The 16,621-nt window shown below is 44.1% G+C and carries 18 protein-coding genes; 12 read left to right on the top strand and 6 right to left on the bottom strand.

What is annotated here, in order from left to right; translation table 11 throughout:
- The 8 genes from Q7V21_RS02745 to Q7V21_RS02710 all read left to right on the top strand — a co-directional run bounded on the left by Q7V21_RS02745 (position 1) and on the right by Q7V21_RS02710 (position 9,316).
- Entirely contained in the window at positions 1-567 is a 567-nt protein-coding gene (locus Q7V21_RS02745; protein ID WP_304915814.1) for a DUF2796 domain-containing protein, read from the top strand.
- The gene (locus Q7V21_RS02740) at positions 567-1,031 is read left to right on the top strand and encodes a Fur family transcriptional regulator (RefSeq protein ID WP_304915813.1); all 465 of its coding nucleotides are present in this window, start codon (positions 567-569) and stop codon (positions 1,029-1,031) included. Before Q7V21_RS02745 ends, Q7V21_RS02740 begins: the two co-directional genes overlap by 1 nt.
- A gap of 123 nt (positions 1,032-1,154) precedes the next feature.
- Complete coding sequence (locus Q7V21_RS02735) at positions 1,155-1,856, top strand: ABC transporter ATP-binding protein (RefSeq protein WP_304915812.1); 702 nt, start codon at positions 1,155-1,157, stop codon at positions 1,854-1,856.
- Between the two features lie 18 nt (positions 1,857-1,874).
- On the top strand, positions 1,875-3,872 hold the full coding sequence (locus Q7V21_RS02730) for a TonB-dependent receptor (protein WP_304915811.1): 1,998 nt from the start codon (positions 1,875-1,877) through the stop codon (positions 3,870-3,872).
- Positions 3,873-3,874: 2 nt separating this feature from the next.
- Positions 3,875-5,293 (top strand): DUF3526 domain-containing protein, encoded by a 1,419-nt coding sequence (locus tag Q7V21_RS02725; protein ID WP_304915810.1) that lies wholly within the window; start codon positions 3,875-3,877, stop codon positions 5,291-5,293.
- A 1-nt stretch (position 5,294) separates the two neighbouring features.
- The gene (locus Q7V21_RS02720; protein WP_304915809.1) at positions 5,295-6,659 is read left to right on the top strand and encodes a DUF3526 domain-containing protein; all 1,365 of its coding nucleotides are present in this window, start codon (positions 5,295-5,297) and stop codon (positions 6,657-6,659) included.
- Complete coding sequence (locus Q7V21_RS02715) at positions 6,652-7,689, top strand: GTP-binding protein (RefSeq protein ID WP_304915808.1); 1,038 nt, start codon at positions 6,652-6,654, stop codon at positions 7,687-7,689. Before Q7V21_RS02720 ends, Q7V21_RS02715 begins: the two co-directional genes overlap by 8 nt.
- Positions 7,673-9,316, top strand: coding sequence for a formylmethanofuran dehydrogenase subunit A (locus Q7V21_RS02710; RefSeq protein WP_304915807.1), 1,644 nt, complete (start codon positions 7,673-7,675; stop codon positions 9,314-9,316). Before Q7V21_RS02715 ends, Q7V21_RS02710 begins: the two co-directional genes overlap by 17 nt.
- 4 nt (positions 9,317-9,320) lie before the next feature.
- On the opposite strand, the gene Q7V21_RS02705 is transcribed toward Q7V21_RS02710, so the two are convergent.
- Entirely contained in the window at positions 9,321-9,896 is a 576-nt protein-coding gene (locus tag Q7V21_RS02705; protein WP_304915806.1) for a DUF3299 domain-containing protein, read from the bottom strand.
- Between the two features lie 58 nt (positions 9,897-9,954).
- Here Q7V21_RS02705 and Q7V21_RS02700 point away from each other — a divergent pair, with 58 nt between their 5' ends.
- Together Q7V21_RS02700 and Q7V21_RS02695 are read left to right on the top strand one after the other, a co-directional pair.
- On the top strand, positions 9,955-10,686 hold the full coding sequence (locus tag Q7V21_RS02700) for an ABC transporter ATP-binding protein (protein WP_304915805.1): 732 nt from the start codon (positions 9,955-9,957) through the stop codon (positions 10,684-10,686).
- The gene (locus Q7V21_RS02695) at positions 10,676-11,914 is read left to right on the top strand and encodes an ABC transporter permease (protein ID WP_304915804.1); all 1,239 of its coding nucleotides are present in this window, start codon (positions 10,676-10,678) and stop codon (positions 11,912-11,914) included. The genes Q7V21_RS02700 and Q7V21_RS02695 overlap by 11 nt, the downstream gene beginning before the upstream one ends.
- Before the next feature lies 1 nt (position 11,915).
- On the opposite strand, the gene Q7V21_RS02690 is transcribed toward Q7V21_RS02695, so the two are convergent.
- Positions 11,916-12,281 (bottom strand): hypothetical protein, encoded by a 366-nt coding sequence (locus Q7V21_RS02690; protein WP_304915803.1) that lies wholly within the window; start codon positions 12,279-12,281, stop codon positions 11,916-11,918.
- A 159-nt stretch (positions 12,282-12,440) separates the two neighbouring features.
- Here Q7V21_RS02690 and Q7V21_RS02685 point away from each other — a divergent pair, with 159 nt between their 5' ends.
- Positions 12,441-12,752, top strand: coding sequence for a hypothetical protein (locus Q7V21_RS02685; RefSeq protein ID WP_304915802.1), 312 nt, complete (start codon positions 12,441-12,443; stop codon positions 12,750-12,752).
- Positions 12,753-12,786: 34 nt separating this feature from the next.
- The gene (locus Q7V21_RS02680) at positions 12,787-13,584 is read left to right on the top strand and encodes a hypothetical protein (RefSeq protein WP_304915801.1); all 798 of its coding nucleotides are present in this window, start codon (positions 12,787-12,789) and stop codon (positions 13,582-13,584) included.
- 6 nt (positions 13,585-13,590) lie between these two features.
- Here Q7V21_RS02680 and Q7V21_RS02675 read toward each other — a convergent pair whose 3' ends face one another.
- The 4 genes from Q7V21_RS02675 to Q7V21_RS02660 form a co-directional block, all read right to left on the bottom strand.
- On the bottom strand, positions 13,591-14,166 hold the full coding sequence (locus Q7V21_RS02675; RefSeq protein WP_304915800.1) for a TetR/AcrR family transcriptional regulator: 576 nt from the start codon (positions 14,164-14,166) through the stop codon (positions 13,591-13,593).
- 106 nt (positions 14,167-14,272) lie between these two features.
- Positions 14,273-14,344, bottom strand: coding sequence for a pyrroloquinoline quinone precursor peptide PqqA (pqqA, locus tag Q7V21_RS02670; protein ID WP_081443609.1), 72 nt, complete (start codon positions 14,342-14,344; stop codon positions 14,273-14,275).
- Between the two features lie 96 nt (positions 14,345-14,440).
- The gene (locus Q7V21_RS02665; RefSeq protein WP_304915799.1) at positions 14,441-15,772 is read right to left on the bottom strand and encodes a mechanosensitive ion channel family protein; all 1,332 of its coding nucleotides are present in this window, start codon (positions 15,770-15,772) and stop codon (positions 14,441-14,443) included.
- Between the two features lie 483 nt (positions 15,773-16,255).
- Positions 16,256-16,459, bottom strand: a complete 204-nt coding sequence (locus Q7V21_RS02660; RefSeq protein ID WP_014706925.1) for a cold-shock protein — start codon at positions 16,457-16,459, stop codon at positions 16,256-16,258.
- Between the last annotated feature and the right edge of the window lie 162 nt (positions 16,460-16,621).

Genomic DNA, 16,621 nt, shown 5'->3' with positions numbered 1-16,621 from the left:
ATGCGGATAGCACCATATTTGTTTTCTGCGGTTTGTGGTTTTGGTCTTATGCACATCGTATATGCTCATGAAGAGTCCCATGATCATAAACATCACGAGCATCACGAACATGAGGGACATCGTCATCATGGAGCGCATGTTCACGGTATGGCAACCTTGGATCTGGTGATGGATGGTCAGGAATTGATGCTGCATCTGCAATCACCGCTAATGAATTTTGTTGGTTTTGAACACAAGCCGGAAACAGAGCAGCAAAAAGCCATTTATCAGGATATGTTGCAACAGCTTGAACGAATGGATAGCCTGCTGACGGTTGATGGCTCGACTTGTCAGGCTGAATCAATTGAAGTGGAAGATCCTTTTGCCAATCATGATGAAACCGATCACGCAGATATTGATGTCAGCTATTTTTTTCGTTGTGACCAAGCAGATAAAATCACTGGATTAAAAATCAATTTGTTTGATTTGTATAACCGATTGGAGACACTGCAAGTGCAAATGGTATTACCATCTGGACAACAGCAGTTAGAACTTAACCCCCAACGCACCACTATCCGGATCAACTAATGGCGACATTTGATGTAGATAACGTATTACAACAAGCTGAGCGTAGTTGTGTTGAGCATGGCGCGCGTTTAACCAGCAAACGCAAACATATTCTTGAAGTGTTGTTAAAAGCAGAAGCACCTCGTTCAGCCTATGAAATCGCCGAGTTGTATCGTCAGCAAACCGATGAAAATATTCCGGTTATGTCGGTATATCGCATGCTGGATTTTCTGATGCAGAACAGCCTGGTACATAAACTGGCCTCCAACAATAAATTTATTGCCTGTGCACATATCGCCTGCTCACACTCACATCAGACACCACAGTTTCTGATTTGTGATAAATGTCAGCAGGTGCGGGAAATCGGCGTGGATAAGCAATTAATCCATGCGCTGGAAGAAAGTATCGAACATAACCATTTCCAGCTTAATAGTCCGCAACTTGAACTGCATGGACTATGCGAAACTTGCCAACAACAACGCTAAGCAGATATTTTCACAAGTATATAAACGTATTTTTAATGATTAGATGATGTGATATATCGTATTGATACCTAATATCTGTTTGCAAAATCAAAATCCTCACCAAAGTGGGGCTCAGGAGAAACCATGCTGGAAGTGCACCAGTTAACCAAATCATTTGGCAATCGAATTGCTGTTGATCATCTCAACTTCAGCATCGATTCCGGTGAAGTATTATGTTTATTGGGGGCCAATGGTGCGGGTAAAACCACAACATTGAATATGTTGTTGGGCTTTACGGCACCAAGCAGTGGTAGTGCCACATTAGATGGCGATGACCTCTATCAACAGGCTTCCTTATGCCGGCAAAAAATCATGTACGTGCCGGAAAATGTGAATCTTTATCCGCGTTTTGATGCCATTGAAAATATTCTTTATCTGGCTGTCTTGGCAAAGATGAAACTCACCGTTGAACAAATCCATGAAGCATTAAGCAGTGCAGGGCTTAAGCAGGCAGACTTTACCAAGCCTTTGGCTGACTTTTCTAAAGGTATGCGTCAGAAAGTCGCCATTGCCTTTGCCTTGTTAAAACATGCCCGACTGATTTTGATGGATGAACCAACATCTGGACTGGATCCGGTTGCCACGCAGGATTTTATTCAAGTAGTGAATACCATCAAATCACGTGGTGCTGCTGTGTTAATTGTCACACATGATTTGTTGTGCGCGCATCAACTGGCCGACCGAATTGGCATTATGAAACAAGGTCATTTAACTGATTTAATTACCACGCAATCCGTATCACTGGAAGCTTTAACTCAACGCTATTTTGATCAGTTTGCTGCTTAAATACCAAAGGAAACTACCGTGAAAAAAACGCTTATTAGCAGCCTGATTGTGTCTGCTTTACCTTTAACTGTGGTTTTTGCTGAAACTGATAATGAACCAGCAGCCCGTATTGATCCTTTGGTAGTCTTGGGTACGCGGCCAGATTATGCCGATGAAAACCTGGCCGGGTCACAGGACATTATCTCGCGTGAAGAATTGTCTATAAGCCACGTGAACAACACCATGGAACTGTTTACCAAAATCCCTGGCGTTTATTTTGCTCGTTATAACCAGGGCATTATTAACACCGATATTGGTATTCGTGGATTTGCAGCGGAGGGCAGCACGCCACACGCCAAGCTGTTAATTGATGGCATACCATCCAATTTGCATAATGGTTACAGCGAGATGGATCAACTGTTTCCCGGCAATATTGACACTATTCAGGTTTTCAAAGGCAATAGTGATCCGCGATATGGCATCTTTAATGTTGCCGGTAACTACAATATTGCCACCCGTTCAGATATTGCTCGAGAAGTGGAAGTAACGATGGGTAGTTATAACGCTCGTGAGATCCAGGGGTATTGGGGTAAACAGACCGGAAACCTGCAACACAGCTATTTTGCCGGTTACCGTGAATCAGAAGGTTACCGCGATAATTATGATATTGATAAATACAGCGTCGGCGGCCGTTGGTTTTATGATTTATCCGCTGACACCTCAATCGGTTTTATCGCCCGAATTGCTGAATATGATGCCGATGCGCCAGGTTATCTGACTCGCGAAGAAGCTCGTAAACATCCCACTCGCTCAGCTGACTATGCTCGGCAGGATGGTGGTAAAAAGGAAACTCAATCATACAGTCTGCATTTCGACACTGCACTACGGGATGATCTGACCTGGTCAGCCAAAGCCTATTACAACTACTATGAGCGCGAACGTTGGGTGCGTTTCAGTGAAGCCGGTTCATTGGCCAATCGTTATGACGAACAGGATCATTACGGTTTTATTTCCGCGCTTTCATGGGATATCAATGAGCAGTGGGCATTAAACTGGGGTCTTGATATCGAACGTCAGGATATTCTGGAGCAACGCTTTGGCACAATTGGCAATATGCGCCAACGTAATTCGAGCAATATACTTAATGGCATTAACGATAAATATGATTTTGTCAGCCAAGGTACATACTTGCAGGTATCACATGCACCCAATGAATTTATTGCCTGGAATGCGGCGATTCGTGCTGATCGAATTGATGGGGATTTTAAACGTCGTAATGCCGCGGGAGAAGTGACCAGCAATCGTGATAGTTATGACTATGGCACGATTGTACAACCCAAGTTCAATCTGTTTCTCTATCCGACGGATGAGGTTACTTTATTTGCCAATGCGGGTCGCAGTTTCCAGCACCCGGTCAGTAGTAGTGCCTATACCGACGGCGATAGATCTGCACGTGATGTGTCAGTCAATGATGGTTGGGAATTGGGTGTTAAATGGGCACCAATCACTAGTCTGGAATTAAGACTGTCTTATTGGGAACAAAAGGCCAAGGATGAGTTTGTTTTGGTGGATGGTCTGGCACAAAACGTCGGTAAAACACTACGTCAAGGTGCGGATTTTGGCATGAGCTGGATGGCCACTGATCGTCTGACCTTATGGGGCAATTTCAGCACAGTGGATTCTGAAATTAAAAGTCCGGGGGCAGATCGCGGCAATGAATTACGCAGTATTCCGTCTTATACCGCATCAACCGGCGCCAGTTATCTGTTCACCCCAGCTTTGACTGGACGTCTGCATTATGATGCGCAGGGCTCATCGTATATTAACGAAGCCAACAGCGGCGGCAAGTTTGGTAAATACAATCTGGTCAATGCCAGCATGGATTACGCGACCAGCTGGGGCAATATCAACTTCCAGGTGAATAACTTATTCAACGAATACTATGAATATGTCTACGATAATGGTGGTGTTGATGGTGTGATTTATTCACCAGGTGATGGCATCAATGCCAGTGTTTCAGTGGCTTATAAATTCTGATTATGAAACATCCGATAGTTGAAATTGCGCGCCATGAGTTGATTACCCAGTGGCGTAGTCAGACTTTGAAAATCCTGTTGCCGTTGTTACTGATATTAACGTCATTAATTGCGTTCGCTCATTGGCAACAGCAGCAGGATTTTATTGAGGCGCAAACTCTCTGGCAACAGCAGAATGATGCTAACTGGGAAGCACAGCCGGATCGGCATCCGCATCGTGCTGCACATTATGGCACCATGGTATTTCGCATTATCTCGCCATTGAGTTTTATTGATAGCGGCGTTAATCCGTTTGTCGGTAATGCCTTGTTTCTGGAAGCACACCGGCAAAACAGCAGCAGCTTCAAACAATATGTCAGCAGCACCGGGTATATGGGACTGGGCTATTTATCCGGTGCGACGATTATTCTGGTGATTTGGCCGTTAGTGTTGATTGCATTGGCATTTAATAGTGTCAGTGGTGAGCGGGTGCAAGGTACCTTGCGGCAACTGGTTTCACAAGGTACTAGTGTCAGGCAATTGTTATTAGGCAAAACTCTGGCCTACAGCAGCATATCCTTGGTGTTCCTGTTAGTAATTTTCACCATTGCTATAGGTTTTATGCTGTTTACACAGGTGCATGGCAGTGATGTGTTACGCATGGGCTGGATGTTCATCCTTTATTTATTGTATTGCCTGCTTTGGACGGTGGTTGTAGTGCTGATTTCCAATTGGTGTCGCACTAATCAGCAAAGCCTGTCGGCCTTATTGCTGTTCTGGCTGCTTACGGTAATTGTGATGCCGAAAATGGCTTACAGCCTGGCAGATATGCAATATCCAATGCCGGATCGTGCGGTGTTTGATATTCAGACGGCACAGGAGATTGCCAAGGTCGGGGATTCGCATAACCCGGATGATCCGCATTTCACCGAGTTTCGTGAGCGGGTATTGGCGGAATATGGTGTGTCGCGGGTCGAGGATTTACCGCTGAACTGGCGTGGCATAGTGATGCAGGAAGGAGAACGCATTACCAGTGAAGTATTTGGCAAACAGTACGAAGAACTGATGCAAATAGCGGAACAGCAAAATAAGCTGGTCAGACAAGTCGCCTGGTTTTCACCTTACTTACTGGCAAACAATTTGTCGTCTAAGTTCGCTGGCAGTAATGCCGAAAGCTTCTTGCATTATGAAAATGCCGCTGAGCAATATCGTTTTAATTTTATTAAACAACTCAACCAGTTACATGCGGAAGAGATCGATCTGGATCATGATCGTGAGCAGAAGGTTTCGCATGAACATTGGGCCAATCTGGAACAGTTTGATTATCACGCTCCTACCTTAAATGACGAGTTGGATCGGATTGCTCCGCCATTATTGATGTTGTTGTTATGGTTAGTGGTCGGTGGTGTTTTATTGGCCATCAGTCGTAATGAGGTTGATTAAGGTGAAGTTTATCCAGTTTGAATTACGCTTATTGTGGCAAAACCGCTTATTTAAATGGCTGATGCTGGCGTATGTACTGGCGTCATTACTCGCCATAAATTGGGGGCAGATTAGCCTACAACGTGAGTATGAACAACGTGCTATCAGCGAAGTAAATTATCAGGCTGAGCTGGCAGATTATCAGGCTGATGCACCGTTGGATCCTTATGCCGCCGGGTATTTAGGTTACTACCAGTTTCATCCTGTCTGGCAGACACCGTCTGCATGGTCGACATTAATTCATGGTGAACGCAGCGAAGCGGCTACTCATACCAGGGTCCGATTATTAGGTTTGCAAGGACAATTAAGTAATACAGCGACTGGCAATATTGCTGCTATGCCAATCGGTAAACTGGATTTGAGTTTTATCTGGATTTACCTGATGCCTTTGTTGATTGCGGCGTTAAGTTTGAATCTGCTGGCAGAGGAAAAAGCCAGTGGCCGTTGGTCATTACTGGCCTCACAGGTTGGCAATAGTGGGCTTTTGTTAACCAAAAAAATGTTGATTGCAGCGGCCTTGCTGGCCATAGTGAATTCACTGATTCTAATGGTGGCGGTTGGATTAACGGATATCCGTTTCGATGGCCTATGGTGGCAGGTCGCCACGGTGTTATTGGCTTATCAACTCTGCTGGTTTTTGATCACCGGCTGGATTATCAGTCTGCAGCGCACGGCGATCTTTAACAGTTTGTTATTTATTAGCCTGTGGATTGTGTTTGCTTTTGTATTGCCGGGCCTCACTTATCTGTATCAAACCCAACAACAGCAGCCTGCTGAGCATGTTTCCATGATATTTGAGCAGCGTGAATTTATGCATGACAGTTGGGATAAGGACAAACAGGCGGATTTTGATGCCTATTTGCAGGATTATCCACAATGGCAAGCTACACGAGCGATGTTAGATCCACAATTTGATTGGCGCTGGTATTACGCGATGCAACATATGAGTGATGTGATTGTGGCGGATGCAGTGGCCCAATTCCGCCAGAGTCGTTTGCGTTCCCATCAACTTGGCGAACAGTTTGCCTGGTTATCACCGGTGATGCGACTGCAATACACAATGAATCGCGTGGCTGATACCGATATGCTGGCAAGCCAGTCGTTTCTGGATCAGATTGCTGACTATCAGCAGCAGTTACGTGACTATTTCTTTACGGTCTACTTTTTTGAAAAGCCGTTCACCGAGGCAGATTTTGCTGGTATTCCACAATTTAACTATCAGCCCATAGGCCATAACAACACGGTTATAACCATTATTAATTTAGTGTTCTTCGGGTTGTTTTTTGTTGGATTAATTTTGCTGCAATCCCGGCGTAATCGTGGTTGAACCAACATTAACATTCAAGCTTTTTCAAAAAGCGGTTCCAACCAATGTGATAACCGGTTTCCTGGGGGTGGGGAAAACCACTGCGATCCAGCAGTTGTTAAAGACAAAACCAGCCGGAGAGCGCTGGGCAGTGTTGATTAATGAGTTTGGCAAAGTCGGCATTGACAGTCAGCTATTGCAGACCGATGGGCACGCCGAAGGCGAGGTGACTATCCGCGAAGTGCCTGGTGGCTGTATGTGTTGTGCTGCCGGTTTACCGATGAAGGTTGCATTAAACCAATTAATTGGCAAAGCCAAACCGGATCGTTTACTGATCGAGCCCAGTGGCCTGGGTCACCCTGATGAGGTCATCGCCGTACTTACCGGGAAATTTTATCAATCGGTAATTGATTTACGGGCAACGTTAACACTGGTAGATGCTCGTCATATTCGTGATGCGAAATACCGTGAACATGAAACCTTTCAGCAACAGTTACAGATAGCTGATCTGTTGGTCGCCAATAAGGCTGATATGTATGACCAGACAGCCGTAGATGATTTAACCCGTTATCTGGGGGAATTGCATTTACAGGAATTACCTGTGCAAGTGACACAAAAGGCTTATATTGAACCAGAATGGCTTAAACCGAGTGCAAAATTTAATCATGCCGTATGGCAGGAACAACCTGCGATTTTAAATCTGAACACTGACGAACAGCCTATTCCCGAGTGTGGTTATTTAGCGGCTGAACAGAGACTGACAGGCTGGTACAGCTATGGATGGCGATTTAAAACAGAATTTTGTTTTGACTATAGAGCCTTGTTGGAATGGCTTAAACAGTTCCAGCAGATCCGCCTTAAAGCGGTGATGCTGACCAGCGAAGGATTTGTGACTATCAATCAAGCAGACGATGACCTGACGATCGAACGACATCATAGCAAGTTCAATGAAAGCCGTATTGAGCTGATTACCGATATGCCGCTCGATGCGAAAAAGATGCAAAACCAATTGCTTTATATCTGTGGGATAAATCATGTTGATCCGACTTAAAAATGCCCGGGTATACGACCCGGTACAAAAACTCAATGGCGAACTGATGGATCTGTGGATCCGTGATGATCGTATCGTCGATCCTAAACAGATCACGGATGCAGATTCGGCAGTGACGTATGATTTAAAAGGCGCCATTACCATGGCAGGTGGCGTGGATATTCATAGTCATATCGCCGGTGGTAACGTCAATACCGCTCGTTTATTATTACCCGATCAACATCGAAATCATCTGCAGCGTCAGGAAAACCTGCCGTTTTATAATGCTCGCTGGTCCAGTTTTGAAACCGGTTATCGTTACACTGAAATGGGTTACAGCATGGTGGTGGAACCCGCCATGTTGCCGGTGAATGCACCGCAGGTGCATCGTGAAATGGCCGATATTCCCATTATCGATACCGCAGCTCTGGCGATTCTCGGCAGTGATGATTTGCTGGTTTCCATGTTGCGAAATGGTGCCTCGCAGGATCAGATTAATGATTATGTGAGCTGGACTATTAACAGCACTCAGGCACTGGGCTTGAAAGTGATTAATGCCGGTGGTTCGCAGGCATTTAAAGCTGGCGTTGAGCAGTTTGGACTGGATGATAAAGTGCCGGATTATGGTATCAGCTCACGCCAATTATTAACTTCATTGCAGACTGCCGTTCACCAGTTGGGTATACCGCATCCAGTGCATGTGCATTGTAATAATTTGGGTGTTCCCGGCAATGTACAAACGGCCATTGATACGATGGAAGCGGCTCAGGGCTTACCAATGCATCTGGCACACGTACAGTTTTATGGATATGGAGCAGAGGGCACTCGTGGTTTTTCTTCAGCCGCTGCTCAGTTAATGGAAGCATTTAACCGCCATCCCAATATCACCATGGACGTCGGACAGGTTTTATTTGGTCAGACAGTGACCATGTCAGGGGATATCATCGCGCAATTCTCCCGTCGTGGAGATGCCAGCCCGCAAAAATGGGTAATGTGGCATGCTGAAAACGAAGGTAGTGGCGGTATCGTGCCTTATCAATATAAAAAGGCCAGTTTTGTAAATGGTCTGCAGTGGGCGATTGGGCTGGAGATATTCCTGTTATCTGGCGATCCATGGCGCTTGTTTTTCACGACCGATCATCCCAATGGTGCGCCGTTTACCCGTTATCCAGATTTGCTGCATTTATTGATGGATTATGACTTCCGTATGGCCTGTCTGGCAGAACTGGATCCGGAAATCATGCAGCTGACCCTGCTGAAAGATCTGAAACAGGAATTCAGCTTATACGATATTGCCATCATGACCCGTGCGGCTCCAGCAAAATTATTGGGATTGAACGACCGTGGTCATTTGCAGCCGGGTGCTTTGGCGGATATTGCGGTCTATCATGAACAGGATGATAAAGCCGCGATGTTCAGAAAAGCACAATGGGTTTTCAAAAACGGTCAGCTGATTATTCAACGCGGAGAGTTTGTAAAACGTCAGTTTGGTCAGACTATGACCGTCAAACCACATTTTGATCGGCAGATTGAATCGACAGTGAAAGACTATTTTGATCGTTTTTATTCGATGAAATTATCCAATTACGGGATACAACAGGATTTGCTGCTCGACCAGCCTGAACGCTTTACTGCGATCAAGCTGTAACCGATTATTCTGTATATAGCTCAATATTGTCGGCTTTCATCGAATAGGCAGATACCGCCACTTCATTTTCGGTGATGGTGGTGGTCAGTTTGCCCTCGACCCAATAAGGATCATAGAGATTCTGTTGTGCCACACCTTTTTCTGAGGTCACGTAAATAATCTGATTCGGGGGCGGCGGGGGATAATGGATACAGGCTCCGAAAAATGGCACTAGAAAGAACTCGGTTACCAGTTGTTGTTCGTTCATCTCGACTGGAACCATAAAGCCAGGTAAGCGAATCTGTCGCTGATCATATTCTGGTTTGACCTTGGCAGAAGTTAACGCCTGCTGATAGCGGTCATCGGCGGAATTTTCCAAGGCACCGAGTAATTGACTGCTGATTTGATCTTCAAAAGAGCCGTCCTCTATTTCACTGAGGTATTCTGGGGGATTCATCAGCGCTTCCAGATCGTCCTCGGGCATCAGGTCGATCCAATCAATGGCTTCATATTTATCGTTCGCAAACAAAGGATGAGTGAATGCCAACCCTGTTATTAATGAGAGAAAAAGCCAGAACTTTGCAGGTTTCAATGCGGTCATGGTGTATCCGAGGGGTTAAATGTCGAGCCAAAATGTTATGTTATAACAATTAGCATCCATGCCAAAATTATCAATCATTCAATCCGGTAAACGTATGACCAATCGTCCCGCTATCCAAATCGAAAACTGCCAATTTCGTTATCAGCCAAACTCAGACAAGGCGTTATTACAAATTGCTCACTGGCAAGTTGAAAAAGGTGAAACAGTGTTTGTATATGGTCCATCGGGCTCAGGTAAATCCACCTTGTTAAATCTACTGGCCGGGATTCTGTTGCCACAACAGGGAAGTATCAAGCTGGATGAAATCACACTTAACAAACTGAGTCATCGCAAACGAGATGCTTACCGGGCGCGGCACATCGGCATGGTATTTCAACGGTTTAATCTGATCCCTTATTTAACGGTGGCTGAGAATATTAAATTGGCCAGTCACTTTTCCAGCCAGGATAAACAGCATTTGCAACAACGCAGTCTTGATCTGATGAAGGCTTTGCAACTGGATGCCGGGTTGTTGGATAGAACTGCCTCTCAGCTGAGTGTTGGTCAACAGCAACGGGTGGCGATTGTGCGTGCTTTGATAAATCAACCGGAATTAGTGATTGTCGATGAGCCGACTTCGGCATTGGATAGTGATGCACGCGATAGTTTTGTTGATTTATTACTAAATCAGGTAAAAGTGGCTGGAGCCACAATCATCTTTGTCAGTCATGATCGCAGCCTGGCACAGCATTTTTCCCGGCAGCTGGATATCCAGTCATTTGTAGTCGCAGGAGACAAACATGCTGTTTAAACTGGCCTGGAGAAGTTTGTTGGCGCGCCGAGTCAGCGTTTTGCTGACGGTATTGATGATGACAGTGAGTATCTTTGTTTTATTGAGTGTGGAAACGATTCGTTATCAAGCCAAAGACAGTTTTACTAAAACGGTTTCCGGGGTGGATTTAATTGTTGGAGCGCGTACCGGCCAGGTCAATCTGTTGTTGTATTCGGTATTTCATATTGGTGTACCAACCAATAATATTTCCTGGCAAAGCTATCAGGAAATTGTCTCTCATCCATCCGTTGCATGGAATATACCTATATCTCTTGGCGACTCGCATCGTGGCTACCGGGTGATTGGTACAAGCACCGACTTTTTCGAGTTTTATCGTTTTGGTAATAAACAGTCACTACAGTTTCAACATGGAAAAGCCTTTGACGATCATTTTGATGCAGTGATTGGCTCAGAAGTCGCCAAACAATTGGGCTATCAGATTGATGATGCCATCGTACTGGCCCATGGTATTGCCAGTACCAGCTTTTCCAAACACGATGATCACCCATTTAGAATCTCCGGTATTCTGGCAGCTACAGGAACGCCGGTAGATCAGTCAGTTTATGTCAGCCTGCAAGGCATTGAAGCAATTCATGTCAACTGGCAGGGTGGGGTAAGATTGCCGGGCGCGGTTACACCGAAAGTTGAAGATTTACAGCCAAAAACGATAACCGCATTTATGCTGGGACTTAACTCACGGGTGCAGACCTTTAATCTGCAACGCCAAATTAATGAATACCGGCAAGAGCCATTACAAGCTATCCTGCCCGGAGCGACGCTGATGTCGTTGTGGTCGATGTTGAGCAGTGTAGAGCAGCTTTTGTTATTGATTGCCTCATTGGTGTTGTTAGGTGCATTGATTGGCATGGCGAATATGCTGTTGGTGTCAATGCGCGAACGGCGTCATGAATTATCGGTGCTGCGGGCATTGGGTTATCGGCCAGGTTTTTTGTTTACCTTATTACAAATTGAAGCAATGCTGATTAGTCTTGCTGCTGCTTTCACGGCGTTTATCAGCCTGCAGTTGAGCATGTATGTATTAAAAGACTGGTTGTTGCAGGAATATGGAATTTTACTCACCCGACTCTCAGTACTTAATGAGTTTCTCTATATGTTGCCCATCGTGATGATTGCCAGTTTTATGGTGGCGCTGATACCTGCAATCAGTGCTTATCGGCAGGGATTACATCAACAATTGAATTTGTAATCTAAATCCGTTTGAGCTTTGGCAGATGCTGTTTTAAATGGGCTTTGATATCTTCGACGTCAGCTGAAAATACCAAGGCATAGATCTCACGCTGCATGGTATTGGTGATAAACGGATAGATTTCATATCCCTCAGCATAGAGTTCAGCCCGGGCGCGACACACTTTACGAATACCCTCGCTAAATGCCAGATTTTCTACAGCAGGTAAATCGGATTCGCCCATGGTCCACTGCTGTTCTTTCCAATGATCAAAACACCATTGGCTTAATTGCAGGACAGGATCCGTTTTATCCCGTTCAACTTTATCAGTTTGCTCGCTACAACCTAATAAGCAGAACAGACTGACCATCAGAAAGTGTTGTCGCATTGGGAATGCTCCACTGCAATTTTAATTAAAACCATATTGCCTGTTTTTGTGGTTAAACACCAACCTTTGATGGTCTAGTGCAACGACTGATAACAAGCAATGACAAAATCAATTTATCGCGTCATTATCAGCAGATGGTCATCTTAAATGAGGCTGAAGATGGATAAGTTTTCAACGGTAGGGGTGATTTTACTGCTGATTCTCGCGATAGTCGGTGGTTATATGACCGGCATGTTCGCCGCTGGTTTATATGAATTGGGAAAGCGTCGTCTGGGCAAGGTACTCACTGTGCTGTTGAATCTGGTGTTTTATATTGTGCCCGCTTGGGCGTTGATTAGTATTATCAAAGAAGATGGGCTGCTATTTTTCTATGTGTTATTGCTGGTGTTTTATTTCCTCGGAATTCATGATTCAAGACATACATCAGTAGGCGAGAATAAGCCGGATAAAAATTACGAACCCTACGATTAAAGTTACATATTTATCGTCTGACAGGAGTTAATCATTGAAAACGAACTATCATCGCAGTCAGCTTATTTCGGTCGTGATTTTGCTGGCTTGTGTGGTTTTGGCGTTAGTTCCTTTCGAATCGAATGTTGGAAACCAATTAAGCCAAATGCTCAAAGTCACACTCACTGTCTATGCGATTGCCAGAGGTTTGAATGCAGTTATTTCAGTCGCGCAGGGCACGGAACTATCAATTGAACCGATGGGGGTTGGCTTAACCTTAACGCCGGGCCAGATATTGGATCCGTTGAATGATTTGATTGAACAGTTTTCTACCGTGCTATTAATGGCTTCGGCATCACTGGGGATCCAGAAGATCCTGTTATCAATGGGTGATATTGCCTTATTCCGCTGGGTATTAGCTGGTTTTGCGGCTATCGTGATCGTGTTGATACTTTGGCAAAAACTACCTGAGCGCTGGTCTGCAAGATTGTTCAATATGGTGTTGGTAATAACGTTATTACGATTGGCTATCCCGTTGACGATTCTTGCATCCAATCAAATACAGGTGTGGCTGGAACATGACCGACAAGATGCGATAACAGTTTTACAAACCACACAACAGGAAGTCGCGGCTCTTCAGCCCGATCCTGATGAGCCGCAACGTACGTGGTATCAGGGATTTAAAGATAATCTGGATATCAAAGCCAGGTTGCAGGATATTCAACAAAAAGCAGAACAGGGTATTAATGCTGCAATCTATTTATTGGCCGAATTTGTATTGATTATGCTGATTTTGCCTATTGGTTTTCTGTTTTTGGGTTGGCGATTGATAAACAGAATCACTAAATATTAGCTGGGATTATTTTAAAAAACCCAGTTTTGTGGCCAGAGTTAATTGTTTGTCCAGGCAACGTTTCGTTCGTTCAAACATCGGGCTGTTATCTGTTAGCCAGCAACAGAAAGTGATTAGATAGATAGTGGTCAAAACGGTTTCGTCAAATGCCCGCCATGGCAATGTCGAGTTTTGGTTTGACGCTTCACGCAGCCATTGCACTGTGCGGCTGATACGGAACAAGGCAGGTATTTGAATATGCAAATGGCCGGGCTCAAGCTTGTTTAAAATCATTTGGCGAGTCACTTTTTGATTAACCGCCAATGAATCAAGCCAGGCCATCAAAAGATTGTGGAATTTTTGTTGATTGTTAAGTGAAGGAAAGGTCGACGACTGCGTAGCTGAAAGCATATGTCTATCAGCACGCTCAAACCAGGCATCACTGATTTGTTCTTTCTCAGCAAAATACTCATAAATCGTAACTAGTGGTATGCCCAGATCTGCTGCGACATCATGCAAACGCATTGATTCCCATGATGTATTGGATGCCAGACTGACGGCACTATCAATAATGGCATTATATAAATCAGTTTGCTGAGTCATGATTTATCTCCATCGGGTGTGGTCTTCCAGCATAACCCCATTTAAGCGACAGACAAAAAAAAGCCCCGACTAATCGGGGCTTTTTGGAGTTTCGCTTTTCTGCAGATTAACGATTGCAGATGTACATTGTTACTTCAAAGCCGAAACGCATATCTGAGTATTCTGGTTTAGTCCACATGTCGATTTCTCCAAATTCATTAAGTTATTTGCTTTCTACGGTTCCCATAGTACGCCTGCAGAAAAATATCTTTATCAGTATTCACCTTGATGCCACTCAGGATTTTCCTGAATTGATAAACATTTTCTCACCCGCGTTCACAATTTTAATTTCACGCTGTGGATAAGGTATCTCAATATTGTTTTCTTTTAATGCATCCCAAATCATTAATAATAAATCTGCTCCAACGCGGTTGGGGCCATCATCAATACCTTCCATCCAGAATTCAATCAGAATATCGACACCGGATTCCCCGAAACCAGCGATTTCAGCATCTGGTCGCTCTTCAATCGGCACATCATCACCACTGATAACACTTGGGTGACTGGCAACAACTTCACGTAGTAAATCAAACAAAAAGTGCAAATCGGTTTTATAGGAGACCTGAAATTCAATATCGTAGCGTTGCTTAAAGTTTTTATGCGTCCAGTTGGTGAAGCTAGTTGTAATAAACTGCTCATTGGGAACCATAATATCTTTGCCATCAAAGGTTTCCAGTGTGGTTGAGCGCATATTCAGCTCACGGATAATGCCTTTGCGACCATCTTCCATCTCAATGTAATCACCAACGCTTAAAGAACGCTCCAGTAACAGAATAATACCGGAGATAAAATTGGAGGCGATGGACTGCAATCCAAAACCCAAACCAACACCTAATGCGCCACCAAATACTGCCAATGCTGTGAGATTAATGCCCATGATCTGCAGCAGCAGAATAAACACAATGAAAAACAAAGCAATTTGAAACAGCTTGGCAAATACCTCGCGAGTACCTACATCGAGATCTTCCTGACTGCGAATAATTTGCTGTCCGGCGTTACTGGAAATACGTCCTAACCAGAACAAAATCGTGCCGAATATCAGTACTCGAATAATGCCATAAGCCGAAATATTGATATTACCAACTGCAAATGACATGGATTCCAGATAGGCAATTACCGCATCCAGCCAACCGAACAATTGCAAAATAGCGATGGGCAAAATAACCCACAAAGCGAGCTTTTTGAATAAGATTTTATGGATTAAGCGATCTATTAATTTATAAAGCATAAAGATCACTGCCCAGCTCAGACATATTTGGATTAACCAGCTTTGGTTAATCCATAACTCACTGATATCTGCAGCAATGGAAAAAGCCAGGATCAGCATCAACGGTAAGATCAAATCCCGGCTGTAATAAATACGATTACGCAATTTAAGTAACGGCCCAGTGGCAGGAATTTGTCTTAGCAGGGGGGAGCGATTTTTCAGGAAACTGGCAAACGAATAGGCCAATAGTCCAGCCAACACAATCAAGCCAATTTGCGAATAGAATTTCGGACTACTTGCCCAATCCATGGCAACACTAAGTGATTGAAAAAGGAGAGTTTCAATTTGCTTGATATCCATAAAAAATCCGTATGAGGTGCTGAAAGACAGCTAATGTAGGTCAGCCGAAGTTTAGGAGCAAGCAGCTTGTAAGATAAGTTGGTGAAACCGTTATGTTGAGTGAATTTTCAGGATCAGATTTGAGATATGAAAGCTATGTCCAAGCAGCAAAACTGCACTGTTGAAAGGTGTTAATTACTGGCTTGACAGGGTATAAGAGTGATAAAAGTACATGCTTAACCAATTGACCCGCGACGTATGATTTGATGAGATTGCGGAAACACTTGACATTGTTTTTAATGCCATCGTTGATGGATTAAAACGTAGCAGTTTTCATGTTTTCCGTATGCTATGGTTATGGAAATCTGGACCTAATATCAGAGCTTCGCAGTTGACATGGTTTAAGCCAATACAATAGTAGACATAAAGCCAGATACAAAAAAGCCCCTGTTACGGGGCTTTTCGTTTCACCCGAAGGTGAAAAACAAACTGTTATCGTTGAAATTATGCAGGAACGATGTTTTCAGCTTGTGGACCTTTTTGACCTTGAGTAACATCAAATGTTACACGTTGGCCTTCAGTCAATGTTTTGAAACCGTCACCTTGGATTTGACGGAAATGTGCGAAAACGTCAGGACCGTTTTCTTGTTCGATAAAACCAAAGCCTTTAGCTTCGTTAAACCATTTAACTGTTCCAGTTGAAGACATAAATCATCCTATTTTTTGTAAATCTAAAAATGCCCTAAATCGGGCGGGTATGCTGTAAGTGGAGCGGGTATTTTGAAAACAGGACGAGTACTCTTTGGATCTAACATTAAAGCGGAAACATCGAACTTGAAAACAAATATCTGTCGTACTTGCAAGCACAAT

This window comes from Methylophaga sp., assembly GCF_030651745.1.
The sequence above is the reverse complement of the archived record's forward strand: the minus strand, read 5'-3'. Positions and strand labels throughout refer to the sequence as shown.

Bases quoted from the DNA above. Each gene is read 5' to 3' on its own strand.
- Q7V21_RS02745 (WP_304915814.1), top strand. From the start codon at position 1: ATGCGGATAGCACCATATTTGTTTTCTGCGGTTTGTGGTTTTGGTCTT.
- Q7V21_RS02740 (WP_304915813.1), top strand. From the start codon at position 567: ATGGCGACATTTGATGTAGATAACGTATTACAACAAGCTGAGCGTAGT.
- Q7V21_RS02735 (WP_304915812.1), top strand. From the start codon at position 1,155: ATGCTGGAAGTGCACCAGTTAACCAAATCATTTGGCAATCGAATTGCT.
- Q7V21_RS02725 (WP_304915810.1), top strand. From the start codon at position 3,875: ATGAAACATCCGATAGTTGAAATTGCGCGCCATGAGTTGATTACCCAG.
- Q7V21_RS02710 (WP_304915807.1), top strand. From the start codon at position 7,673: ATGTTGATCCGACTTAAAAATGCCCGGGTATACGACCCGGTACAAAAA.
- Q7V21_RS02705 (WP_304915806.1), bottom strand. From the start codon at position 9,896: ATGACCGCATTGAAACCTGCAAAGTTCTGGCTTTTTCTCTCATTAATA.
- Q7V21_RS02700 (WP_304915805.1), top strand. From the start codon at position 9,955: ATGCCAAAATTATCAATCATTCAATCCGGTAAACGTATGACCAATCGT.
- Q7V21_RS02695 (WP_304915804.1), top strand. From the start codon at position 10,676: ATGCTGTTTAAACTGGCCTGGAGAAGTTTGTTGGCGCGCCGAGTCAGC.
- Q7V21_RS02690 (WP_304915803.1), bottom strand. From the start codon at position 12,281: ATGCGACAACACTTTCTGATGGTCAGTCTGTTCTGCTTATTAGGTTGT.
- Q7V21_RS02685 (WP_304915802.1), top strand. From the start codon at position 12,441: ATGGATAAGTTTTCAACGGTAGGGGTGATTTTACTGCTGATTCTCGCG.
- Q7V21_RS02675 (WP_304915800.1), bottom strand. From the start codon at position 14,166: ATGACTCAGCAAACTGATTTATATAATGCCATTATTGATAGTGCCGTC.
- Q7V21_RS02665 (WP_304915799.1), bottom strand. From the start codon at position 15,772: ATGGATATCAAGCAAATTGAAACTCTCCTTTTTCAATCACTTAGTGTT.
- Q7V21_RS02660 (WP_014706925.1), bottom strand. From the start codon at position 16,459: ATGTCTTCAACTGGAACAGTTAAATGGTTTAACGAAGCTAAAGGCTTT.